This window comes from Methylococcus geothermalis, assembly GCF_012769535.1.
Classification (GTDB): domain Bacteria; phylum Pseudomonadota; class Gammaproteobacteria; order Methylococcales; family Methylococcaceae; genus Methylococcus; species Methylococcus geothermalis.
In genome coordinates this window covers 1,382,136-1,406,293 of sequence record NZ_CP046565.1, presented here as the reverse complement: position 1 = coordinate 1,406,293, position 24,158 = coordinate 1,382,136, and the positions used below count along the sequence as shown (strand labels likewise).

Genomic DNA, 24,158 nt, shown 5'->3' with positions numbered 1-24,158 from the left:
CTCAATGGCCGGGCACGGCGCCCAAGGTCGCCAGGATTTCGCCCAGCCGCAGATTCTGCTCCGGCGTGATCTCGCGGCCGGCGCTGTGCCCAGCGTTGTCTATGGCGAGTTTGCGGAAGGCTTCCAGCCAGTCGACGATGAAGGCTGCGGGGTAGTTGAGCTCTTCCGCGCCGAGCTGCGGCAAGGCAGAAGCGGCGATCGCCGCCGGCGGCTCGAACAGCTTGCGCCCGCCCAGCGGAGATTCCGGCCGGGATGCGACCGGCGTCTCGCCCAGTCCCAGCAGGTCGACGAATTCGCCGATGATCCGCCGCACCGCCATCACCTGCTGGTCGACGATGCCGATGCGGGTGGTGCCGCGCATCTCTTCCAGCGGACGCAAGGCCTCCACCAGCTTCCTCTCCAGCTTGTGGCGGTCGATCCCGGTGACGATCTCATCGCTCAGGATGCGGGTGGTTTCCACGCCGAAGGCCAGATAGCGCAGCGCATCGGCATTGTCCGGCAAGGCCCGGAGCTGGCGGATCCAGGCCGAGACCGCGGCCTTGGCGAAATTCTCGGCGCGCCCGCGGCGTTCCTGGGCCGGCGACGATTCGGCGGCTTTCGCCACCGGCAGGTGGATGAGGCCGCGGCGCGCCGGCGCCGGCTTGGCGGCATCGGCTTCGCCTGCTTCGCCGATGTCGTCCGCGGTCAGATACAGCCGCCGCAACTGCTCCGCGGCAGGATGCAATCGGTAGAGCAGCTCACCGAAGCCGTCCGGGGCCTCGACCACCGCCTGATAGAGCTGCTCGGCGCAGCGCTTCTTCTTTTCGACCTCGCCGGCACCCTCGGCCTGGAAATACGGCAGCAACCGGTGTTCGCCGATTTCCTGCTGGATCTTCACGACCTGCTCGCCGATCCGGTTCCACTTCGCCCCGAGCAGGCAGACGGTGCGCAGGTACTCGGCCAGCCGGGTCATGCCCCCATCGTTGACGCTCAGCACCGCGTCCCAGGCCGCGCCCGCATCGCGGACATGGCGCTGCACCGCTTCGTTGTTCAGGAAAAACTCGCGCTGTCCCGCCAGCCGCTGCCGTTCCTCCTCCGACAGAAAATCGGTTTCCACCCCATCCGCGTCGACCTTGAAAGCGCTGCGCAGCATACCGGGCTTGCGCACCAGGAAGACGTTGTCGAACGGCTTGCCCCCGGTCCAGTCGTTCAACCAGTCGCACTGGGCGAAACGCTCCAACAGAGTGATATGGATCATGTTGGCCCATTCCTGCTGCTGCTGCACGGCGGTCTGGCCCGGCTTGGCCTCCAGCCGGCGGTCGAGCTGGGTGACGACCCAGACCAGGCCCGGCGGACGCGCGCCGCGGTCGGCCGGCGTCTCGCCTTGGGTGCCGTGGACCCAGGCCGACAGGGCCGGCGCCAGCGAAGTGACTTCGATCTGGCTGTCGCAGCGGGTGCACATCAGGAGCACGTTCATCTCCTGATCCTCGGTGTAGCGCTCGAACAGATAGGCGACCTTGGCCCGCAGCATGAGCTGCGCCACCGGGTCGGCGTCCTCGCGCCTGAGCTGCTTGCGCACCTCGTCCAGGTCGGCGATGTCCAGGCGGCCGCGGTAGCCGGGGAAATCCAGCAAATCGACCTCCTCCAGCAGGCCGATCGCCGGGGCGTCGGCCAGCACGAAGCGCAGTTCCGCCGTCAGCGCCGCCAGCACCGGCCGGGGCACCGTCGCCTCGGCCAGAATCTGACCCTCGCGCTGCGGCAAGACCGCCAAGCTTTCCCCGCCGTCCTTGCCCAGCGTGTCCAGCACGTCCACGTTGAGGATGCTGTCCGCCCGCCAGGCCAGCTCGCAGCCGGTCTCGGACACCAGCGCGGACAGCGGCACGAACACGGTGCCGGCGTGCGACATGTGCGCCAGCGCCTCCGCCAGCAGGCGGTAGGTTCGGGTCAGGTCGGGAATTTCGCCCCACAGCACCGCAAGCAATGCGGCGCGGTGCTCGGTCTTGAGCCGCGGCGCAAGCTCGATCACCTTGGGCCAGTAGTCGGCGCGCAAGGGCGCGAAGGACTTCTCGAAGCGGCGCTCGAAATAGTCGACGAGATCGACGACCTCGTCGCTGCTCAGGCCCCCGGTCGGCTCGGGCTGGCGCAAGGGTTCCAGCCGCCCCAGCAGGGCGCGGAGCTTGTCCGGATCGGTATCGAAGCCGACCCTTTCGCGGTCGAAATCGTTGAAGAAGCTGTTGCCCAGGATCTTGGCGATGTCGCCTTCCGAAAACAGGGTCAGCTCGACCGGGAAGCCTTGCGGGGCTGCGCCCGGCTTGCGGGTGAAGCGCGTCACCAGCCCCGTCGCCTCCTTGCCGCCGCCGGGCGGATTCAGGTGACCGATGAAATCGACGCGCTTGCCGTCCAGCAGCGTTTGCAGACCGCCCTCGGCGGAGCGCGCCAGCGTGGAAATCAGATACGACTTGCCGGCCTGCGACATGCCGAACACTCCGGCGGAAAACGGCCGCTTGGCCGCCGCGCCCAGACGCCGGCACAGATTGCGCGAACGCCGCAGCTTCTCGATCAACCCGTCGCCTTCCCGGTCCAGCCGCTGGGCGTTGGTGCGCACCTCCGCCACCCAATCCAGCGCCTCTCCCGCACCCCGGAAGATCGCATCGCAACGCTCGCTCAGTGACTTGTCGTCCCAGTTCGTCATGTGAATGCCCTTAACGGATGATGCTGCCCGTATCCAGCCAGTAGCTGCTTTCGCCGATGCCGACCGTGGTCAGGGTATTGAGCTTGAGCACGATGTCGCGCGCCGGGTTGAGGGCGGTGCCCTGGCTGGTGACGGCGGAGGCCACGCTGAAGCGCTCGGGCCCTGCGCCTTTCTTGCGGTCCAGCTTGAGGGCGACCTGGATCACGGCGGGCGCGGTGCGGTCGGCGCCGGCGAGGAGCTGCTTGGCGCGTTCGCTCAGGTCCAGCACGTACAGCGGCGTCGCCGGCCAGCGCTCGGACGCGAGTTGCCTGAACCCCAGGATCATCCGGGCGCGCATCTCGAACGGCTGCTCCGGCAGCTCGTAGTTTTCGTCATCCAGGTTGATGTCCCGGTAGTACACGTCGGCGTCGCGCAGCACGAGGTTCTGGTCGATCAGCCCCAGGTGGCGGACGGTGGAGTACACCTTGTAGGCATGGGCCAGAAAGTTGAAGTTGGGGAGGCGGCGGGCACCGCCGACCTTGCAGATCATCGCGCCGACCACCGCCGTGGTCTTGGGATCGCCGATCCGTCCGTCGCGGTGGAAGGGATACCAGACCCCGGCGCGGAATCCCGCCAGCGGCACGATCCGGTCCGGCGGCAAGGGCAACAGCCGCCGGAACAGGGCCAGGATACCCGGCATGCAGGAGGGCCGCCCGCTCAGCAGCAGCACGTCGCAGTGGTACAGATGGACGATCTCGCACAGCGCCCGGATGGTCTTGCAGATTTCGAACTGGTCTTCCAGGAACAGCCGGTGCAGGCGGTGCAGATCGAAGGGAATCGCCACTTCGAGCAGGTCGAAGTCCTGGCTCCCCGCTCCGGTCGCCCGTTTGACCCCCAGCGCGAAATGCCGCACCACATGATCGGAGGGGCGGTCCTCCCCCGCCAGCAACTCGCCGATCTTCAGCGAGCGCGATTCGGACGGCAAGGTCGGATCGAAGCCCTCGTAGGCATGCAACAGCTTCAGCCCCAGCGGATAGAACACCTCCAGGGCCAGCCGCTGGCGCGAGGTGCGGTCCTGCACCGACAAGGTCTCGGCGCCGATGAGCTGCGACAGCAGCGGCGCGGGATCGGCCACACCGTATTCGAGCAGCGCCGCTTCGATCGCCGGCACGATCATCTTCTGCACCGTCTCCAGCAGCAGATCGTCGCCTGCCACCTTGAAGCCGTCGCGGAAGCGCTGCTCCGGCAGGATGTAGACATTGGCGCCCTGGCCATGATCCAGCCGGTAATCGGCCACCACCAGGTCGCTGGTGCCGCCGCCGATGTCGATCGAGGCCACCGTGATCGCCTGGCCTGCCCGGTCCGAACCGCTGCGGCGCAGGATGCGGAAAAACTCCTCCGGCCGCCCGCCGAAATGCTCATGGATTTCGCTGAACAGGTACACCGCCTGGGCGGAGGTCGCCTCGTCCCATTCGGTATGGATCGCCGGAAAGCGCGGCCAGGCGGTCGGGTTGCCCGCCGAATCCACCGCGTCGACGGCGTCGTCTTCCGGGTGCCAACCGAGCGCCTTCCATACCAAAGCCATGGCCTGGCGCAGCCGCGCCGCGAAAATCTGCCGCTCCGGCTTGGGCATGGAGGGCGGCACGGTGATGATGATGGAACGCAGATGCCGGGGCTTCTCCGGATCGCCCTGCTTGATCCGCTGGGCCGGGCTGTTGATCTGGCCGAGCGCATGGACGAGGATTTCGGCCAGGAAGAAGCACATCAAGGCGCTGCGCGAATACTTGGGCACGAACACCGGCATGCGCTCGGCCTCCGGCAGTTCGTGCAGGGCTTCGCCGCGCTCGTTGATGAGGTTGCTGAATGGCGCGCCGGTGGCATGGGGCTCGATTTCCTCGCGGCTGGAGGCGACGTTGAAGCGCCAGCCGGGCTCGTAGCGGTCTTCATCCCAGAGGTAGCGCTTGGGGCTGGACAGCCCGGTCGAGCCTTCGGTGCCGCGGCGATGGTTGGCCAGCCGCGCCGCCTCGCGTCCGACCCGGGCGATGGTCGGCCAGACGAAGGCGTCGTTGCGCCCGCTCTTGCAGGCCAGGTGCTCCTTGCCCAGCAGGGCCTGAGCGAATTCCACCCGGCTCTCGAAGGGTTCGTGGTAGACCTTGTGCGGCTCGGACAGGTCGCGGATGGTGAGTTCGTAGCGGTTCTTCAGGCCGTCGTGCTGCTGCGGATGCTCCTCGACCAGGATGCCGCAGGTGCGGGAGTTGCCGACGTCCAGCACCAGATCGACCGGGATCGGCGCATAGATGTCGTCCGGCGCGTTGCTGCGCAGCCGGACTTCCGGAATGCCGGCCCGTGTGCCGATCAGGTGCAGGAAATTGAGGTAATGGGCGTGATGGCCGAGCTGTTCGATCTCGCTGTCGATGTCTTCCGCCGGCAGCCGCAGCCGCTCCTCCGCCTCGTCGCGGAACACTTCCGCCAGCCATTCGTCGACCCATGGCAGCTCCGGATACCAGCCCATTTCGTGCGCCCGGTGGGCGAGCTGGAAGCTGGCGCCGGTCTGCACGTCGGCGCGGGTCGGCGCCAGATAGGCCGTAGCCTCGCGCGCCTCCAGCACCTGGGTGTCGAAGGCCAGCGTCAGGCGGTGGGTGTGGCCGCGCAGGTCCTCGCCTTCGCCGAGCTTGACGATGCGGCCGCGGGCCCAGGTGGTGGGTCCCTGGTCGAAGCGGCGCTGCGGCCCGGCGCGCAGCATGGGCAACGGCAGCCAGCAGCCGTCCAGCAGCTTGATGGACTCCTCCACGCCGACACTGAACTGGGGTTTGACCACCCGCAGCGGATCGGCCGGATGCACGTGGCGTTCGCGCCGCTCGTCCCATTCCAGCCGCGCCAGCGAGCGCTGGCCGCTCTGCGGGGCGAACTCGCCGGGCGGCTCCCGGCGCAGGTCCAGCGTCAGCCCGAAATCCATGAACTGGACCCCGCTGCGCATGATCAGCGTAGCGTTCTCGGCGAATTCCACCAATTCGCTCAGCATTCGGCTTCCCCGCTCGTTCCGCTATTTCTTGGTGATCCGGACATTGTAATCGGAGCCGTCCGGATTCTTGCCCTTGCACACCGCATGGCCCTGCGGGTCGGTGGTGCATTCCACCTTGGAGCGCTGGATGCTGCTGCCGTCGGGGCAGCGGATGTCGCCGGCCTGGTCGATCACCAGCTTGGAGCCGCTGAAGCTGGAGGTCACCGGCGCGGTGCATTCCATCGCCTTGCCGCCGACCGAACGCTTCAGCCGGGCCATGCCTTCCTTGCCCTTGAAGTCGTATTCGAGCTGGACCGGATTGCCGGAGCTGTCCTGCAGACCGGTGACGGAATGCCACTGGCCGTTCAGGAAGTCTGTCGACCCTTGCCTGGCGGCCTCCTTGGGGATCGTCAGCGGCGCACCGGACGTCCTCGCGTTGCCGCCAGCCTTGGAAATGGCCTTTTCGGACGAAGCCTCCTCGGGCGGTTCGGTTTTCGCTGCAGATTGATCTTCGCCGGATGGTCCTGCTTCATCGGCCGGCTGGCCTTCGGCAGTTTGTCCGTCCGTACCGGAATTCGATTGCGGCGTATCGTCGCCAGGCGATTCCGTCCCATCCATGTCGGCGTCGGCAGACTCGGCCTCGGCGGCTGATGTGCTTTCGGCCGCGTCAGCCGCACTTCCCGGCGGCATCGCGGCTGAAGTGTCCCAATGCTCGGTAGCGGTCGCCCCTTCCGGGCTTTGGCCCGCATGCGTGGAATCCACGACGGTCCGGGAACCCTCCACCGAGCGGGTCAGGCTCACCGTGTCCCGATCATGGCGTTCGTTCCGGTCGATCCGCTCACCGAAGGCGGCATCGTCACGGCGGCTCTTCTCCCCACTTTCCTCGTTTGCTTCGGGACGGGGAGATCCGTCGGGGATGACATCCCCCTCCCTTTCCAGCGGAACCGGGGTCGGCGTAGGTTCTTGCCGGATGAACCCGGACAGACCGTCCGGCCCGCAACTCTTCAAGCCGAACAAGAGGAATCCCAGCAGAAGCAGCAGCGGCAACAACAGCCACAGCCAGCGCAACCCGCGCCGACGCCCCACCGTCGAGGGAGCCAGGCCCGAACCTTCCTCGAAACGCGCCGCCGGCGCCGAGATACTGCCGACATCGAGGCCGGCCAGCACATCGCGCTCCGGGGCTTCCTCGCGCTCGCTGAATCCCCAGAAGGTCATGACCGGCCGGCCCCCTACGAGATAGACATGGTCCTCGGCGGGAATCCGCGTGGCCAGCGCCAGCAGCTTGCCGAAAACCTGCTGCTCGCTGTCCTCCGAGGCCTGCAGCGCCCGGCTCTTTTCCAGCAGGCGTTCCCGCGCGGCCAAGAGGCTGGCCCGCGCCGGACCGCGCTCCTCCGGCGTCGCCGAAGTCCAGGGCACCACGTCGCCATCGAAGGCCGAATACCAGTCGAGGGTGTCCCCTTTCTCGTCCTGAACCGGCACGGCGAAATAATCCGCCGCCTCCTGGCCGAGTTGCCGCCGAATCGCGGCCCGCAACTGCGAAGCGGCCCGGTAGACCGGATTGCCGGTCGCGCCCAGGGGCAAAAAGTGCTTCAGGCTGCCGGATCGAAGCAGGACGCCAGCCATAGGGAACTCCTTGGAATCGTCGAAACCGGGGGAAGGTCGGATGGATCGCGAAGACGGCCGGCAGCCGGACTCCGCCCCTGCCGCCCGATTGTAGCAAAGATGCTGATTGAGAACGGGAAACCCTCCGAACACACGAGGCGGGAGGTCTTCATTGCCGCTCGAACGGCAGGAGCCGGACAGCGCCCATGTGCCGAAAGACGGTTCAGGCGGAAAACGCCTGCGTGACCGCTCCGGCCAGCCGGTCCGCGAGTTCGTGCACTTTGCCCTCGTCCGCTCCCTCGACCATCACCCGGATCAACGGCTCGGTCCCGGACGGGCGCAGCAATACGCGCCCCGAGTCGCCCAGCTCCAATTCCGCTTCGGCTTTCACCTTCTGAACCAGCGGCGCCGAATCCAGACTGACCCTCTCCCTCAGCCGAACGTTGACCAGACGCTGGGGATATTTTTTCATTCCCTGCTTCAGTTCGTTCAGGGATTTGCCAGTCCGGGCGATTTCCGCCAGGACTTGCAGGGCGGAAACGATGCCGTCGCCGGTGGTCGTACGATCACGGCAAATGATGTGTCCCGAACTTTCGCCGCCCAGAATGCTGCCGTGCTCGAGCATCATTTCCATGACATAGCGGTCGCCGACCGCGGCCCGCCTGAACTCCAGGCCCAATCGTCCGATGGCCTGCTCCAAGCCCAGATTGCTCATCAGGGTTCCCACCACCGAACCGGCCAGTTCGCCGCTGGCGCAGCGGGCATTGGCGATGACGAACAACAATTCGTCGCCGTCGACGACCTGTCCCCGGTGATCGACCATGATCAGCCGGTCGCCGTCGCCGTCCAGCGCGATGCCCAGATCGGCTTTCTCCCTAAGCACCGTCTGGCGAAGGTTTTCCGGATCGGTGGCGCCGACGCGGTCGTTGATGTTGAGCCCGTCCGGCGTCGCCCCGATTGTGCTCACCGTAGCCCCCAATTCGGAAAACACATGGGGGGCCACGTGGTAAGTCGACCCGTGCGCGCAGTCCACCACCATCCTCATTCCCGAAAAATTGATGCCCAGGGGGATCGTGCTCTTGCAGAATTCGATGTACCGGCCCGCCGCATCCCCGATGCGCGTCGCCTTGCCGATGTGCGAACACTCTACCGTGGTCATCGGCTTGCGCAGGTAGTCTTCGATCTCCAGCTCGACTTCGTCCGGCAGCTTCATGCCGTCCGGGCCGAAAAACTTGATGCCGTTGTCGTAGTAGGGATTGTGCGAAGCGCTGATGACCACGCCCGCCTGGGCGCGGAACGTCCGGGTGAGATAAGCGACCGCCGGGGTCGGCATCGGGCCCAGCAGCTGCGTGTCCACGCCGGCGGCGGAAAAACCGGCTTCGAGAGCCGACTCGAACATGTATCCGGAAATCCGCGTGTCCTTGCCGATCAAGACGCGCTGACCGGGCTTCCCGCGCGCGAAGACGCGGCCCGCCGCCCAGCCGAGCTTGAGCATGAAGTCCGGCGTGATCGGGTAGTCGCCCACCCTGCCACGAATGCCGTCGGTTCCAAAATACTCTTTCTTCACTGCTTCTTCCTCCTATCCGCCACCAAAAAAATAGCGAACTCGCAGACAACAGAAAACCCCTGGCAGGCACCAGCCTGCCAGGGGTTCGAAGGCCCGTGCGGCCCGAACGTTTAGTGCTGCTCCGCCGGCTTGCCGAAGGAACCCGACACCGGCTCATCGCCTCCCTTGGCAGCGGACTCGCCGCTGCCGGGCGGAATGTTGTCCTCCCAGCTCTGGGGTGGCCGCGGCGGCTTCCCTTCCATGATGTCGGCGATCTGCAGACGGTCAATGGTTTCGTATTTGATCAGCGCTTCGGCCATGAGATGCATCTTGTCCATGTTTTCCCGAAGGATACGCTCGGCACGTTCGTAGTTCCGGTCGATGATCGAGCGGATTTCCTCGTCGATCAGATGCGCCGTTTCTTCCGAAACGCTCTTGTGCTTGGTTACCGAACGGCCGAGGAAGACTTCGCCCTCCTCTTCGCTGTAGGCCAAAGGCCCCAGCCGCTCGGACAGGCCCCACCGCGTCACCATGTTCCGCGCCAGGCTGGTCGCGCGTTCGATGTCGTTCTGAGCGCCGGTGGTGACGTGCTCCCGTCCGAACACGATCTCCTCGGCCAGCCGCCCGCCGAACAGGCTGGAAATCTGGCTCTCCAGTTTCTGCTTGCTGGCGCTGTAGGTGTCGCGCTCCGGCAGGAACATCGTAATGCCGAGGGCGCGGCCACGCGGCATGATGCTGACCTTGTAGACCGGATCATGCTCGGGCACCGACAGGCCGACGATGGCGTGGCCGGCTTCATGGTAGGCCGTGAGTTTCTTTTCCTCGTCGCTCATGACCATCGACTTGCGCTCGACGCCCATGAGGATCTTGTCCTTGGCCTTCTCGAAGTCCTCCATTTCCACGACCCGCTTGTTCTTGCGGGCCGCGAACAGGGCGGCCTCGTTGACCAGGTTGGCCAGATCGGCGCCGGAGAAACCGGGCGTACCGCGCGCCAGATACTTGGCTTCCACGTCGTCGGCCAGCGGCACCCGCTTCATGTGGACCTTGAGGATCTGCTCGCGCCCGCGGACGTCGGGCAGACCCACCACCACCTGACGGTCGAACCGGCCCGGCCGCAGCAGCGCGGGGTCGAGCACGTCGGGCCGGTTGGTGGCGGCGATCACGATGATGCCCTCGGTGCCTTCGAAACCGTCCATTTCGACCAGCAACTGGTTCAGGGTCTGCTCGCGTTCGTCATGCCCGCCGCCGAGCCCGGCGCCACGGTGGCGGCCGACCGCATCGATTTCGTCGATGAAGATGATGCAGGGCGCATGTTTCTTCGCCTGCTCGAACATGTCGCGCACGCGCGATGCGCCCACGCCGACGAACATTTCCACGAAATCCGAACCCGAGATCGAGAAGAACGGCACCCTGGCTTCGCCGGCAATGGCGCGGGCCAGCAGGGTCTTACCGGTACCCGGAGGGCCGACCATGAGCGCGCCGCGCGGAATCTTGCCGCCCAATTTCTGGAATTTGCTGGGATCCTTGAGGAAATCGACCATTTCAGCGACGTCTTCCTTGGCCTCGTCGGCGCCGGCGACATCGGCGAAGGTCACCTTGACCTGGTCTTCCTCGATCAAACGCGCCTTGCTCTTGCCGAACGACATCGCTCCCCGGCCGCCGGCGCCGCCCTGCATCTGGCGCATGAAGAATATCCACACGGCCACCAGCAGCAGCATCGGGAACCAGGAGATGAAAATCTGCATCAAGAGCGACTGCGACTCCGGCGGCTGCGCCTTGATATCCACATGATTCTTGAGCAGATCGTCGATCAGGTGCGGGTCTTCCGGATTGTAGGTCGAGAATTTCTCGCCCGTGCTCAGCATGCCGCGCACCGTCTGTCCGTCGATGGTCACCGATTTGACCTGCCCTTCGTTCACTGCCGAAATGAACTGTGAGTAGGACATGCCGGAATCGACCGATTTGCGGGAGCCGAAGTTGTTGAAGACGGACATCAACACGACGGCAATGACCACCCACAGAAGGATGTTCTTTAACATATCGTTCACGACTCGAATCTCCCTAGTCGGATTGGGATGGGATGGTATACGGCTTTATTATTTATGTCAGACCGATGACGACAATATAATCCACACCTGCGTTGGACCGCCACGAAATTCCCCGCGGCACGACAAAAATCATCGACGCAACATGACACAAATATGACATCTCGATGGCCAAAATCGTTCCCGAACGTGTCCGATCATCGGTCGCCGCCGCGGTAACCCTTGCCGACGAGATAAATTTCCGCGCTCCGGGGCCGGGAGGCTTTCGGCTTCCTCATGGCAACGGACGCGAACGCCTTTCTGGCGTAAGCCACGTATTCCTGGAATCCCTCGCCCTGAAACAGCTTCACGACGAACCGACCGTTCGGCGCCAGGACCCGTTCGGCCAGATCGTAGGCCAGCTCCGCCAAGTACATGCTGCGCGGCTGGTCGACATGACGGTTTCCGCTCATGTTGGGCGCTATGTCCGACAATACCACATTCGCCGAGCGCCCGCCGATCGCCTCCAGCACGCTCTGGAATACCGCATCGTCGAGGAAATCCCCTTGCACCACGGTCACACCCGGCAAAGGCTCCATCGGCAGGATATCCAGGGCGAGGACCTTACCCTTCGGTCCGACCCGCTGCGCCGCATACTGCGACCAGCCTCCGGGTGCCGCGCCGAGATCGATCACCGTGGCGCCGGGCTCGAACAAACGGTCGCGCTCGTCCAGCTCGATCAGCTTGAACACCGCCCGCGAGCGATAGCCCTTTTCCTGCGCCAGACGCACGTACTCGTCGGAGAAATGCTCCGCGAGCCAGCGGCCACTGCTTCGGCTACGCTTTGCCATGAGAAATTTGTTCAATCACGCTAGAATGACCGGCTTTTTCCCGCGAGAGTAACCCGTATGACCTCCGAACTCAGACGCCAACTGCGCGCCAAGGCTCACAAACTGAAACCGGTCGTGATCACCGGCCAAGCCGGCATTACGCCCGGCGTGCTCGCCGAGATCGGCCTGGCACTGGATCATCACGAATTGATCAAGGTCCGGGTCAATGCGGGGGACCGTGAAACCAGGGCGGAGATGGCGACTTCGGTCTGCCGGGAGACGGGCGCCGAGCTGATCCAGTCACTCGGGCACGTGATCACGCTGTTCCGGAAATCGCCTGAGCGGGGTAAAAAAGCCTAGATGTATTTCACCGATATGATTTCATATTCGCGGGTGCCGCCCGGCGCCTGCACAATCGCCACATCGCCTTCCTGCTTGCCGATCAGCGCACGGGCGATAGGCGACGTCACGGAGATCCGGCCTTCCTTGATCTCGGCCTCATCCTCCCCGACGATCTGATATGTCACCACATCGCCCGAAGCCAAGTCCTCGATCTCGGCAGTCGCACCGAAGACGATCTTGCCGCCGGGGTTCAGGCGGGTGACGTCGATGATCTGGGCGTTGGCGAGCTTGCCTTCGATCTCCTTGATCCGGCCCTCGATGAATCCTTGCTGTTCGCGCGCGGCGTGATACTCGGCGTTTTCCTTCAGGTCGCCATGGGCACGCGCCTCGGCGATTGCCTCGATCACTCGGGGCCGTGCCACCGACTTCAGATGATTGAGTTCTTCACGCAGCTTTTCGGCACCGCGCGTGGTCATGGGAGTCTTGTTCATCGCTATTCCTTCCGATTCTCCGATTCAGGATAGGGCGCCGTGCAAATCCTGCAGCCGGTTGACGTCCACCGAGCCGAGTTCGTCGAGCGCGCAGCAGATGGCATGGGCGCCGGAAATCGTGGTGGTATAGGTCACCTGATGCTGCAAAGCCTGCCGTCGAATGGTGAACGAATCGGCGATGGCTTTCTTGCCCTCGGTCGTGTTGATGATAAGCTGAATCTGGCCGTTCTTGATCATGTCCACGATATGCGGCCGCCCCTCGTACACCTTGTTCACCTTTTCGCAGGGGACGCCCGCTTCCTGCAGCACCTTCGCCGTGCCCCGCGTGGCCACCAGGCGGAAACCTTTGGCGACCAATGCTTGGGCGATGGGAACGATCTTGGGCTTGTCGGCGTCGCGGATGCTGATCAGCGTCACCCCTTCGTAAGCCAGCCGGACGCTGGCAGCCCGCTGCGCCTTGGCGTAGGCTTCGCCGAAGCTGGCGCCGACGCCCATGACCTCGCCGGTGGATTTCATCTCCGGCCCCAGCAGCGGATCGACGCCGGGGAACTTGATAAACGGGAAGACCGCTTCCTTGACTGAAAAATACGGCGGGATGCGCTCTTCGACCATGCCCTGCCGGTCCAGGCTGCAGCCGACCATGCAGCGTGCCGCGACCTTGGCCAGCGGGTAGCCGGTCGCCTTCGAAACGAAGGGGACGGTGCGGGACGCGCGCGGATTCACTTCCAGCACGAATATCTCCTCGCCCTGGATGGCGAACTGGGTATTCATCAAGCCGACCACGCCCAACGCCTCCGCCAGCAGGCGGACCTGCTCCCTGACACGGTCCTGGATGTCCGATCCCAGGTCATAGGGCGGAATCGAGCAGGCGGAATCGCCCGAATGCACTCCGGCCTGCTCGATATGCTGCATCAAGCCGCCGATCATCACGCGCTGGCCGTCGGCGACGGCGTCCACGTCCATCTCGATGGCGTCGGACAGAAAGCGGTCGAGCAGCACGGGGGACTCGTTGGAAACGCTGACTGCTTCGAGCATGTAGCGCTTGAGGTCGTCGTCGTTGAACACGATTTCCATGGCCCGGCCGCCCAGCACGTAGGAAGGCCGTACCACCAGCGGATAGCCGATTTCCTGGGCGCCGCGCAGGGCTTCATCCAGCGAGCGCGCCGTGCGGTTGGGCGGCTGCTTCAGGTTGAGGCGGTCGATCAACTTCTGGAAGCGCTCGCGGTCCTCGGCCAGATCGATCGAATCGGGCGAGGTGCCGATGATCGGCACCCCCGCCGCCTCCAGCGCCCGAGCCAGCTTCAACGGCGTCTGGCCGCCATATTGCACGATGACGCCCCTCGGCTTCTCCAGCTGGACCACCTCGAGCACGTCCTCCAGCGTGAGGGGCTCGAAATACAGGCGGTCGGAAGTATCGAAGTCGGTGGATACCGTCTCCGGGTTGCAGTTGATCATGATGGTCTCGAAACCATCCTCGCGCAGCGCCATCGCCGCGTGCACGCAGCAATAGTCGAATTCGATGCCCTGGCCGATCCGGTTGGGGCCGCCGCCGAGCACGACGATCTTCTCGCGCTCCGTCGGTGCGGCTTCGCACTCTTCTTCGTAGGTCGAATAGAGATAGGCGGTGAAGGTGGCGAATTCGGCCGCACAGGAATCGATCCGCTTGTACACCGGGCGGATGCCGAAACGGTGCCTCACCGCTCGCACTTCCGCCTCGCTGCGATCCAGCAGACGCGCCAGCCGAGAATCGGAAAAGCCCTTGCGCTTCAGTCCCAGCAGTTCATCGGCGGTCAGCGAAGCGAGCGTACGCCGGGCCAGAGCGGCTTCTTCGAGCATGAGGTCCTCGATCTGGGCCAGAAACCAGGGGTCGATGGCACTCAGCTCGTGGATCTCGTCCAGGCTCAAGCCCAGCCGGAAGGCGTCGGCGACATAGAACAGGCGGTCGCAGCCCGGATGGCCGAGCTCGCGCTGCAGGCGCTCGACCCGGTCCTCGCTGTCGGCGGCCAGTTTGCCGACCAGCCCGTCGACACCGATCTCCAGGCTACGCAGAGCCTTCTGCAGCGACTCCTGGAAAGTCCGGCCAATCGCCATGGCCTCGCCCACCGATTTCATCTGGGTGGTGAGGCGGTCGTCCGCCTGCGGGAACTTCTCGAAGGTGAAACGCGGGACCTTGGTCACCACGTAATCGATGGTCGGCTCGAACGAAGCCGGCATCGCGCCGCCGGTGATCTCGTTGCGCAGCTCGTCCAGGGTATAGCCGACCGCCAGCTTGGCCGCGACCTTGGCGATGGGGAAGCCGGTGGCCTTGGAAGCCAGAGCCGACGAGCGCGATACCCGGGGATTCATCTCGATCACGATCAGGCGGCCATCTCTCGGGTTGACCGCGAACTGCACGTTGGAACCGCCAGTATCCACCCCGATCTCGCGCAGCACCGCAATGGACGCGTCGCGCATGATCTGGTATTCCTTGTCGGTCAGCGTCTGCGCCGGCGCGACCGTGATCGAGTCGCCGGTATGCACGCCCATGGGATCGAGATTCTCGATCGAGCAGACGATGATGCAGTTGTCGGCCCGGTCGCGCACCACCTCCATTTCGTATTCCTTCCAGCCGAGCACCGACTCCTCGATCAGCAACTCGTGGGTGGGCGACAGATCCAGGCCGCGCTCGCAGATTTCCACGAACTCCTCGCGGTTGTAGGCGATGCCGCCGCCGGACCCGCCCAGGGTGAACGAGGGCCGGATGATGGCGGGATAGCCCACCGTATCCAGCACCACCAGCGCCTCCTCCAGACTGTGGGCGACATCGGACTTGGGCACCGACAGGCCGATCTTGACCATGGCCTTGCGGAACTGGTCGCGGTCCTCGGCCTTGGAGATGGCTTCGCGTTTGGCGCCGATCATCTCGACGCCAAACCGCTCCAGTACGCCTTCGCGGTCGAGGTCCAGGGCGCAGTTGAGGGCGGTCTGGCCGCCCATGGTCGGCAGCAGCGCATCCGGCCGCTCCTTTTCGATGATACGGGCGACGGTCTGCCAATCGATCGGCTCGATGTAGGTGGCATCGGCCATCTCCGGATCGGTCATGATCGTCGCCGGATTCGAGTTGACCAGGATGACCCGATAGCCCTCCTCCCGCAGCGCCTTGCAGGCCTGGGCGCCGGAGTAGTCGAACTCGCAGGCCTGGCCGATGACGATGGGGCCGGCGCCCAGGAGCAGAATCGATTTGATATCGGTACGTTTTGGCATGAACGAAGGACGCGATTAATGACGGTTGCGGGCGACTTTCATGTCGGCGATGAAGCGGTCGAACAGATCGCACAGATCGTGCGGGCCGGGACTCGCTTCCGGATGCCCCTGGAAACCGAACGCGGAACGATCGGTGAATTCGATGCCCTGGAGACTGCCGTCGAACAGGGAACGGTGGGTCGGCCGCACATTTTCGGGCAGGCTGGCTTCCTCGACGGCGAAACCGTGGTTCTGGCTGGTGATCACCACTCGGCCGGTGCCCAGGTCCTGCACCGGATGATTGGCGCCGTGATGGCCGAATTTCATCTTCAGGGTGCGCGCGCCGGCCGCGAGGGCCAGCAACTGGTGCCCCAGGCAGATGCCGAAAACGGGGATGCCAGTGGACAAAAATGCCCGGATCGCCGCGATGGCATAGTCGCAGGGCTCCGGATCGCCCGGGCCATTGGACAGAAACAGGCCGTCCGGCTTCAGCGCCAGCGCCTCGGAGGCCGGCGTCTTGGCAGGCATCACGGTGACCCGGCAGCCTCGGTCCGCGAGCAGACGCAGGATATTCTGCTTGACGCCAAAATCGTAGGCCACCACGTGGAAGCCGCCGTTACCGGCATGCACCGGCTCGGCGCCGAGCCGCCAGGTGCCTTCGGCCCACTCATAGGACTGCTGCGTAGTCACGACCTGGGCCAGATCCATGCCCTGCAGGCCGGAAAAGCCGCGGGCCATGTCCACCGAGGCATCGGCATCCAGACCGTCGCCGGCCGCGATGCAGCCGCGCTGGGCGCCCTTATCGCGCAGGATGCGAGTCAGCCGGCGGGTATCCAGGCCGGCGATGCCGACGACGCCGCGCTGACGCAGATAATCGTCGAGCCGGATCTGGCTCCGCCAGTTGCTGGCCCGCAACGGCAGGTCGCGGATGACCAGGCCGCTGGCGAAAATGCCGGTGGACTCGGCATCCTCTTCGTTGACGCCGGTGTTGCCGACGTGCGGATAGGTCAACGTGACGATCTGGCGGGCGTAGGACGGATCGGTGAGAATTTCCTGATAGCCAGTGATCGAGGTATTGAACACCACCTCGCCCACCGACGAGCCTTCGGCTCCAATCGCGTAGCCGCGAAACACGGTACCGTCTTCAAGAGCAAGCAGCGCGGGAGTTTTCAATAAGGCCACCTTAAGATGTGCAAAACGGGGCAGACCCGAAGATATGCCCCGCTTGTTGGAATTCGACGCGTTTTAGCCGCTCGATTATAGAAGATCGCCCTGATGGAGTCCATCCGGCGTACCAGTACTAGATGTAACGCTGCGCGAGGCCTGATTGAATGTGGGTATCCGAACCCACGGTCGGGTTACTTTCTTTTGTGCGGACAAAAGAAAGTAACCAAAGAAAAACCACCCGGAGGCCGCGAAAGCCTCCTGCGCTTCTCGCTTTCGGCGAGGGTCCATCGAAGGGGCTCCTGCCCCTCGATGGACGAGCCGCGTCCCTGCGGCTCCCCTTCGGGCTTTTCTCGCCGAAAGCTGCGATGCTCGGCGCGGCCTGACGGGGAAAAACAAGCCCCCGCGGCATGCTTCATCCTATTACACCCTATCGTGCGGAGTTTATTCCCTCAACCCCAACACATCCTGCATGTCGAACAAGCCTTCTCCTTGGGACATCAGCCAGATGGCCGCTCTTACCGCACCCTTGGCGAAGGTCATGCGGCTACTCGCCTTGTGAGTGATCTCGATGCGCTCGCCCTCATCGGCGAACATGACGGTATGCTCGCCGACGATGTCGCCGGCGCGGATGGTGGAAAACCCGATGGTCTTGGCGTCGCGCGCGCCGGTGATGCCTTCGCGGCCGTAGATCGCGCAGTCCTGCAAGTTCCGCCCCAAGGCTTTCGCCACCACTTCGCCCATGCGCAGCGCGGTTCCGGAGGGCGCGTCGATTTTATGGCGATGGTGCGCTTCGACGATCTCGATATCAGAATGCTCGCCTACCACATGGGCCGCGATGTCCAGCAGCTTGAGCGCCAGATTCACTCCCACGCTCATGTTGGGCGCAAACACGATACCGATGCCTTCCGCGGCGGCGGCGATGGTCTGGCGCTGCGCCGCGCTGAAGCCGGTCGTCCCGATCACCAGCCGTATTCCGGCCGAGCGGCAGAATTCGAGGTGGGCCAGCGTGACTTCCGGCAGAGTGAAGTCGATCAGCACATCGACTCTGTCCGACACTTCGCTCAGGTTGCCGACCACGGGCAAACCGATAGTCGACAGGCCCGCCAGTTCGCCGGCGTCGCGGCCGACTGCGGGGCTGCCCGGGCGGGCGACCGCTGCCGTCAGCTCCACTGCCGGATCGGCCAGACAGGCACGCACGAGATTGCCGCCCATGCGTCCCGCGACACCGGCTATTCCAGCTCTAATGACCATGATTTCAGCCTGCTCCCTCAAAGTCCCAGACGATCGAAGAACTGCTTGACGCCGTCCAGCCAGCCGTGAGCCTGTGGGCTGTGATGGCTGCCGCCGCCGCGCAGGGATTCGTCGAGCTGCCTGATCAGCTCGGTCTGCTCCTTGTTCAGATGCACCGGCGTCTCCACCCGGACCCGGCACAGCAGGTCGCCGGCGGCGCCGCCCCGAACCGGCTTGACACCCTTGCTTCGAATCCGGAACAGCCGCCCCGTCTGGGTCTCGGGCGGAATCTTGAGCACCACCTTCCCGTCCAGCGTCGGCACTTCCAGCTCGCCGCCCAGGCAGGCGGTGGGGAAACTGATCGGCACTTCGCAATACAGGTCGGCGCCGTCACGGGTGAAGATCGCATGCTCCTTCACGCCGATGTGGACGTAGAGATCACCCGGCGGCCCACCGCCCTCTCCCGCTTCACCCTCGCCGGAGAGACGGATGCGGTCGCCGGTGTCCACGCCGGGCGGGATCTTGACCGAGAGCGTCTTGGTTTCCTGCACGCGGCCCTGGCCATAGCAGACCCGGCACGGATCGGCGATATGCCGGCCGCTGCCACGGCAGGTCGGGCAGGTCTGCTGGACGGAGAAGAAGCCCTGCTGCATCCGGACGGCGCCCTGGCCGTGGCAGGTCGGGCAGGTCACGGGAGAACTGCCTTTTTTGGCGCCGGAGCCGCCGCATTCGGAGCACGAAACCCAGGTCGGCACCTTGATCTTGGTTTCGGTGCCGGCCACGGCCTCTTCCAGTGTCAGCTCGAGGTTGTAGCGCAGGTCGGCGCCGCGCTGTCCGCGGCCGCGGCGCCGACCTGCGCCGCCGCCGAAGATGTCGCCGAAGACATCGCTGAAAATATCGCTGAAATTATCGCCGGTGAAACCGAAGCCGCCGCCTCCGCCCATCGACGGATCGATCCCGGCGTGGCCGAACTGATCATAGGCGGAGCGCTTCTTGGGGTCGGACAGCACATCATAGGCTTCCTTCACGGTCTTGAAACGCTCCTCGGCCTCGGGATTGTCTTTGTTCCGATCGGGGTGGTATTTCATTGCCAGACGGCGGAACGCCTTTTTGATGTCGCTGTCGCTGGCGTTGCGCGGAACCCCGAGCGTTTCGTAATAGTCTTCTTTTGCCATAAACGCACAACCGCCGGCTTGACGCCGGCGGCCCGATCAGCAGGGAAAGGATGAGCCGCCCCGCCCTACAAGAGGCGGAAAGGCTTGCCGCGGTTTAACGCTTGTCGTCGCGGACTTCTTCGAACTCGGCGTCGACGACATCGTCACCGCCACCGGCTTTTTCATGGCCGTGAGTTTCCGCGGCGCCCGGCTCGGCCTGTTGGGCATAGAGCCGTTCGGCCAGCTTGCCGGAAAGCTCGGTCAGCGTCCTGGTCCGCTGCTCGATCAGATCCTTGTTATCACCGCCCATGGCATCTTTCAGATCGTTCAAGGCCGCCTCGATCTTCGCCCGTTCCTCGCCGGAAACCTTGTCGCCCAGTTCGGACAAGGTCTTGTTGGTGGCATGGACCATGGCGTCGGCGTGATTGCGCGCGGTGACCAATTCGTGCATGCGGCGGTCTTCCTCCGCGTGCAACTCGGCATCCTTCACCATACGCTTGATCTCATCCTCGGACAGGCCGCTGGAGGCGCGGATGATGATGGACTGCTGTTTGCCGGTCGCCTTGTCCTTGGCGGAAACGTTCAAAATGCCGTTGGCGTCGATGTCGAAGGTCACCTCGATCTGCGGCACGCCGCGCGGCGCCATCGGGATGTCGGTCAAGTCGAAGCGGCCCAGCGACTTGTTGTCTCGGGCCATTTCACGCTCGCCCTGCAGCACGTGGATGGTCACGGCCGTCTGGTTGTCCTCGGCGGTGGAGAAGACCTGCGTCGCCTTGGTCGGGATCGTGGTGTTCTTTTCGATCAGCTTGGTCATGACGCCACCGAGGGTCTCGATGCCCAGCGACAGGGGGGTCACGTCCAGCAGCAGCACATCCTTCACCTGGCCGCCGAGCACGCCCGCCTGGATGGCGGCGCCGACAGCCACGGCTTCGTCCGGGTTGACGTCCTTGCGCGGCTCCTTGCCGAAGATTTCCTTCACGAAATCCTGCACCTTGGGCATCCGGGTCTGACCGCCGACCAGGATGACCTCGTCGATGTCGCCCGGCTTGACGCCGGCGTCCTTGAGCGCGGTTTCGCAGGGACCGCGGGTGCGCAGGATCAGGTCCTCCACCAGCGCTTCCAGCTTGGCCCGGGTCAGCTTGATGTTGAGGTGCTTGGGTCCGGTCGCATCCGCCGTAATGTAGGGCAGATTGATTTCGGTCTGCTGGCTGGAAGACAGCTCGATCTTGGCCTTCTCGGCGGCCTCCTTCAGGCGCTGCAGCGCCAGCGGGTCGTTGTGCAGGTCGATGCCCTGTTCCTTGCGGAACTCGTCCACGATGTATTCGATGATGCGCAGGTCGAAGTCTTCGCCGCCGAGGAAGGTGTCACCGTTGGTCGACAGCACTTCGAACTGGTGCTCGCCATCGACCTCCGCGATCTCGATGATGGAGATGTCGAAGGTGCCGCCGCCCAAGTCGTAGACCGCGATCTTCTGGTCGCCGCGGCGCTTGTCCATGCCGTAGGCCAGCGCCGCAGCGGTCGGCTCGTTGATGATGCGCTTGACGTCGAGGCCGGCGATGCGCCCGGCGTCCTTGGTGGCCTGGCGCTGGGAGTCGTTGAAATAGGCCGGTACGGTGATGACCGCTTCCTTGACCTCTTCACCCAAATAGGCCTCGGCGTCCTTCTTGAGCTTCATCAGCACGCGCGCCGAGATCTCCGGCGGCGCCATCTTCTTGCCCGCGACCTCCACCCAGGCATCGCCATTTTCCGCCTCGACGATGGTGTAGGGCACCATCTTGATGTCCTTCTGGACGACATCGTCCTTGAAGCGGCGGCCGATGAGCCGCTTGATCGCGAACAAGGTGTTCTTCGGATTGGTGATGGCCTGCCGCTTGGCAGACTGCCCGACCAGCGCCTCGTTGTCGGTGCTGAACGCGACGATCGACGGCGTGGTGCGCGCACCCTCGGCGTTCTCGATCACGCGGGGCTTGCCACCTTCAAGAATGGCCACGCACGAGTTGGTGGTGCCCAGGTCGATCCCGATAATTTTTGCCATGGATTTCTCCGGTTTATCTGTGATTGTTCTGAGGGACAGATGCTATGTGAGGCCGATCCAGGGGATTTCAAGCCTGGGCTACGACCACGAGCGCGGGGCGCAGCAGACGGTCGTTCAACAGATAGCCTTTCTGAAATACCTTGAGCACGGTGTTCGGCTCGACCGACTCGGCAGGTTCCAAAGCCATGGCCTGGTGCCGTTCCGGATTGAATTTCTCGCCTACCGGATCGATGGCCAAGATGCCGAACTTCTCGAACACGCTCTGAAACTGCTTCAAGGTCAGCTCAGCTCCTTCCCGGAGCTTGGCGACATCGGGGGTATCGGCCGATGAGGCCGCGATGCCGAGTTCCAGGCTGTCCATCACCGGCAACAACTCCTTGGCGAATTTTTCCAGGGCGTACTTGTGCGCATTCTGGAGGTCTTTTTCCATCCGCCGGCGCAGGTTTTCCATTTCCGCCTGGGCCCGCACGAAACGCTCCCAGTTGTCACTCGCCTGCTGCTGTGCCTCAAGCAATGCCCGGTCGGGCTCCGCGGCAGGCGCTTCGGCAGGTGGCGCCTCCACTTCCAGAAGTTCCGGCTGGGCGTCTGTGCCGGGACCGTTGGTCAATTCTTCTTCGCTCATAGTCCGAATTATAGGGGTTCAAAATTTTTTTGATCGGAAAAAACGATACCGCCCGGCTCCTTGGGAGCGGGCGGCGGACTTCCCGGTACCGTCACAACTCCGGAAACATTAAGTTGGGGCCCGTGTCCGCTGATTCAAGGCTGCGCCCACCAGTTTCGCGGTGACGTCCACGAGAGGGATCACCCGCTCGTATTTCATCCGGGTCGGCCCGATCACGCCGAGCACGCCCAGCACGCGATTGTCGACCGAATAGGATGCCGTCACCAGGCTGCAGGGCTCCAGCGGCCGGAGGCCACTCTCTTCGCCAATGAGTATTTTCACGCCGGGGGAGGCGAGGCAGCGATCGAGCAGCCCGACGATGCTTTCCTTCTGACGAAACGCTTCGAACAGGCCGCGCAGGCGCTCCACATCGGCCAACTCGACGAAATCCATGAGGTTGGTTTCACCCCTGACCAGAAACGGCTTCTTCGAGCGAGCGCCCTCCAGCAAGGCCTGCTCGGCGATCTCGCCCGCCTGCAACAGTTGCTCGCTCAGGCGCTCACGTTCGTTCTGCAATTCGGAGCGCAGATGTTCGCGCGCCGAAGCCATGTCCTTGCCGATGCAGACGGCATTGAAGAAATTGGCGGCGGCCTGCAACTCCGCAGCGCTGAAACGATGGGGCGTGTGAATGATCTTGTTGTGGATTTCCTGATCGCTCGTCACCAGGATGGCCAGTACCCGGTGGTCCGACAGCGGCAGAAATTCGATGTGCTGGAACGCCAGGGTTTCCCGCCTCGGCATGGAGATGATACAGGCCATGTGGGTCAGCTCCGACAGCAGTTTGGAGGCGGTTTCCAACAGATCGCGCGGGTTATCCTGGCTCTCGAGGTCCAGCCACAACTGGTCGACGATGCCCTGCTGCAAGGGCTTCACGATCAGCAAAGAGTCGACGAACAGCCGGTAGCCGCTCACGGTGGGCAGGCGGCCCGCCGAGGTATGCGGCGAGGTGATCAAGCCAAGTTCCTCGAGATCGGCCATGACGTTGCGTATGGTCGCCGGGCTCAAACCGGCATCCTTGGCGAGAACGCGCGAACCGACCGGCTGGCCTTCGCCGATATACCGTTCCACCAGTGCCTTCAACAGGTGCTGGGCTCGCTCGCTCAATTCGGGAAAACTTGCCACGGTATGCCGGAAAGATGCTGGATTAGCACTCGATTACGCCGAGTGCCAAAAACTAGCAACCCCTAGATTAAGTGTCAAGAAGGTCCTACCATTGGGCAACGCCGCATCGCAAGCATTTTAACTCGTGGCGAAGATCTAAGGCTTGCCAATCCTAAATAATTTGATGCTCGGGCCTTCAACCCCGGGATTCCACACGACGTTCAGGCGGATGCTTTCGCAATTTCGCACCATCGCGCTCATCGGGAAGCCGGACGCCCCGCGGATAGCGGATACCCTCGGCGCCATCCATGCCTATCTCCTGACTTCCGGACTCGACATTCTGGTGGAGCGAGGCTGTGCCACGCTTTTCCCCCATTCCGCCCAGATCTGCACCATGCCCGAACTGGCCCAGCGGGCGGACATCGCCGTGGTGGTCGGCGGAGACGGCACATTGCTGGGAGCCGCGCGTAGCCTTTACCTGCACGACGTTCCCCTCATTGGCGTCAACCTGGGACGGCTGGGCTTTCTGGTGGATATTTCCCCTAACGACGCGGTCGGGAAGCTCCACGAAATATTGACCGGGTCGTACCGGGCCGAGGAGCGCTACCCTCTGGTGGCCCAACTGATCCGGGACCGTGAAGCCATCGCCCAGGGCGCCGCCGTCAACGAGGTGGTCATCCATAGCGGCAGCGCGACCAGCATGATAGAAATCGAAACCGCCATCGACGGCGTCTTCCTGAATTCGCAGCGCTCCGACGGACTGATCGTCTCCACACCCACCGGCTCGACCGCCTACGCGCTATCGGCCGGCGGGCCGATCCTGTATCCCGCGCTCAATGCGATGGTGCTGGCGCCGATCAATCCCCATACCCTGTCCAACCGCCCCATCGTCATCTCGGGGGACAGCCTGGTCGAGATCGCCTTCCGGCCGAACAAGCAGTTCCGGGCCCAGGTGAGCTGCGACAACGTCCCTTTCCCCGAAGTCGCGGCCGACGACAGCATCGCGATTCGCAAGGCGGAGCGGCCGTTCCGCATTCTTCATCCCATGGACTACGATTTTTTCGAGATCCTGCGGCTCAAGCTCAACTGGAGCAACCGTTAG

Annotated in this window: 16 protein-coding genes; 2 read left to right on the top strand and 14 right to left on the bottom strand. The window is 64.1% G+C overall.

The annotated features are described in order from the left end of the window. Position 1 precedes the first annotated feature (1 nt). The 6 genes from GNH96_RS06780 to rlmE form a co-directional block, all read right to left on the bottom strand. On the bottom strand, positions 2-2,671 hold the full coding sequence (locus GNH96_RS06780) for a putative virulence factor (protein WP_228720053.1): 2,670 nt from the start codon (positions 2,669-2,671) through the stop codon (positions 2-4). Between the two features lie 10 nt (positions 2,672-2,681). Then, the gene (locus tag GNH96_RS06775) at positions 2,682-5,672 is read right to left on the bottom strand and encodes a virulence factor SrfB (RefSeq protein ID WP_169602979.1); all 2,991 of its coding nucleotides are present in this window, start codon (positions 5,670-5,672) and stop codon (positions 2,682-2,684) included. 21 nt (positions 5,673-5,693) lie between these two features. After that, the gene (locus GNH96_RS06770; RefSeq protein WP_169602978.1) at positions 5,694-7,274 is read right to left on the bottom strand and encodes an SrfA family protein; all 1,581 of its coding nucleotides are present in this window, start codon (positions 7,272-7,274) and stop codon (positions 5,694-5,696) included. Between the two features lie 202 nt (positions 7,275-7,476). Further along, positions 7,477-8,820: a phosphoglucosamine mutase gene (gene glmM / locus GNH96_RS06765; protein WP_169602977.1), complete on the bottom strand. Its 1,344-nt coding sequence runs from the start codon at positions 8,818-8,820 to the stop codon at positions 7,477-7,479. Between the two features lie 110 nt (positions 8,821-8,930). Then, complete coding sequence (gene ftsH / locus GNH96_RS06760; RefSeq protein WP_188114811.1) at positions 8,931-10,838, bottom strand: ATP-dependent zinc metalloprotease FtsH; 1,908 nt, start codon at positions 10,836-10,838, stop codon at positions 8,931-8,933. A gap of 203 nt (positions 10,839-11,041) precedes the next feature. Then, positions 11,042-11,674, bottom strand: coding sequence for a 23S rRNA (uridine(2552)-2'-O)-methyltransferase RlmE (gene rlmE / locus GNH96_RS06755; protein WP_169602975.1), 633 nt, complete (start codon positions 11,672-11,674; stop codon positions 11,042-11,044). A 57-nt stretch (positions 11,675-11,731) separates the two neighbouring features. On the opposite strand from rlmE, the gene yhbY reads away from it, so the two are divergent. Then, a complete protein-coding gene (gene yhbY / locus GNH96_RS06750) occupies positions 11,732-12,013 on the top strand; it encodes a ribosome assembly RNA-binding protein YhbY (protein ID WP_169602974.1) in 282 nt (93 codons plus the stop codon). On the opposite strand, the gene greA is transcribed toward yhbY, so the two are convergent. The 8 genes from greA to hrcA all read right to left on the bottom strand — a co-directional run bounded on the left by greA (position 12,010) and on the right by hrcA (position 23,077). Further along, a complete protein-coding gene (gene greA / locus GNH96_RS06745) occupies positions 12,010-12,486 on the bottom strand; it encodes a transcription elongation factor GreA (protein ID WP_169602973.1) in 477 nt (158 codons plus the stop codon). The genes yhbY and greA overlap by 4 nt on opposite strands. Before the next feature lie 24 nt (positions 12,487-12,510). Continuing rightward, positions 12,511-15,729 carry a carbamoyl-phosphate synthase large subunit gene (carB, locus tag GNH96_RS06740; protein WP_169602972.1) on the bottom strand — a complete coding sequence of 1,073 codons (3,219 nt, stop codon included), beginning with the start codon at positions 15,727-15,729 and terminating at the stop codon, positions 12,511-12,513. 15 nt (positions 15,730-15,744) lie between these two features. Then, on the bottom strand, positions 15,745-16,881 hold the full coding sequence (gene carA / locus GNH96_RS06735; protein ID WP_169602971.1) for a glutamine-hydrolyzing carbamoyl-phosphate synthase small subunit: 1,137 nt from the start codon (positions 16,879-16,881) through the stop codon (positions 15,745-15,747). 435 nt (positions 16,882-17,316) lie between these two features. Continuing rightward, complete coding sequence (dapB, locus tag GNH96_RS06730; RefSeq protein ID WP_169602970.1) at positions 17,317-18,126, bottom strand: 4-hydroxy-tetrahydrodipicolinate reductase; 810 nt, start codon at positions 18,124-18,126, stop codon at positions 17,317-17,319. Between the two features lie 17 nt (positions 18,127-18,143). Next, positions 18,144-19,280, bottom strand: coding sequence for a molecular chaperone DnaJ (gene dnaJ / locus GNH96_RS06725; protein WP_169602969.1), 1,137 nt, complete (start codon positions 19,278-19,280; stop codon positions 18,144-18,146). Positions 19,281-19,374: 94 nt separating this feature from the next. Further along, on the bottom strand, positions 19,375-21,294 hold the full coding sequence (gene dnaK / locus GNH96_RS06720) for a molecular chaperone DnaK (protein ID WP_169602968.1): 1,920 nt from the start codon (positions 21,292-21,294) through the stop codon (positions 19,375-19,377). A gap of 67 nt (positions 21,295-21,361) precedes the next feature. Continuing rightward, a complete protein-coding gene (gene grpE / locus GNH96_RS06715; protein WP_169602967.1) occupies positions 21,362-21,916 on the bottom strand; it encodes a nucleotide exchange factor GrpE in 555 nt (184 codons plus the stop codon). A 108-nt stretch (positions 21,917-22,024) separates the two neighbouring features. Beyond that, the gene (gene hrcA, locus GNH96_RS06710) at positions 22,025-23,077 is read right to left on the bottom strand and encodes a heat-inducible transcriptional repressor HrcA (protein WP_169602966.1); all 1,053 of its coding nucleotides are present in this window, start codon (positions 23,075-23,077) and stop codon (positions 22,025-22,027) included. Positions 23,078-23,285: 208 nt separating this feature from the next. Between hrcA and GNH96_RS06705 the strand changes: the two genes are divergently transcribed. After that, a complete protein-coding gene (locus GNH96_RS06705) occupies positions 23,286-24,158 on the top strand; it encodes an NAD(+) kinase (protein ID WP_169602965.1) in 873 nt (290 codons plus the stop codon).

Coding starts and splice junctions, on each gene's coding strand:
- GNH96_RS06780 (WP_228720053.1), bottom strand. CDS start 2,671: ATGACGAACTGGGACGACAAGTCACTGAGCGAGCGTTGCGATGCGATC.
- GNH96_RS06775 (WP_169602979.1), bottom strand. CDS start 5,672: ATGCTGAGCGAATTGGTGGAATTCGCCGAGAACGCTACGCTGATCATG.
- GNH96_RS06770 (WP_169602978.1), bottom strand. CDS start 7,274: ATGGCTGGCGTCCTGCTTCGATCCGGCAGCCTGAAGCACTTTTTGCCC.
- ftsH (WP_188114811.1), bottom strand. CDS start 10,838: ATGTTAAAGAACATCCTTCTGTGGGTGGTCATTGCCGTCGTGTTGATG.
- rlmE (WP_169602975.1), bottom strand. CDS start 11,674: ATGGCAAAGCGTAGCCGAAGCAGTGGCCGCTGGCTCGCGGAGCATTTC.
- yhbY (WP_169602974.1), top strand. CDS start 11,732: ATGACCTCCGAACTCAGACGCCAACTGCGCGCCAAGGCTCACAAACTG.
- greA (WP_169602973.1), bottom strand. CDS start 12,486: ATGAACAAGACTCCCATGACCACGCGCGGTGCCGAAAAGCTGCGTGAA.
- carB (WP_169602972.1), bottom strand. CDS start 15,729: ATGCCAAAACGTACCGATATCAAATCGATTCTGCTCCTGGGCGCCGGC.
- dapB (WP_169602970.1), bottom strand. CDS start 18,126: ATGGTCATTAGAGCTGGAATAGCCGGTGTCGCGGGACGCATGGGCGGC.
- dnaJ (WP_169602969.1), bottom strand. CDS start 19,280: ATGGCAAAAGAAGACTATTACGAAACGCTCGGGGTTCCGCGCAACGCC.
- dnaK (WP_169602968.1), bottom strand. CDS start 21,294: ATGGCAAAAATTATCGGGATCGACCTGGGCACCACCAACTCGTGCGTG.
- grpE (WP_169602967.1), bottom strand. CDS start 21,916: ATGAGCGAAGAAGAATTGACCAACGGTCCCGGCACAGACGCCCAGCCG.
- GNH96_RS06705 (WP_169602965.1), top strand. CDS start 23,286: ATGCTTTCGCAATTTCGCACCATCGCGCTCATCGGGAAGCCGGACGCC.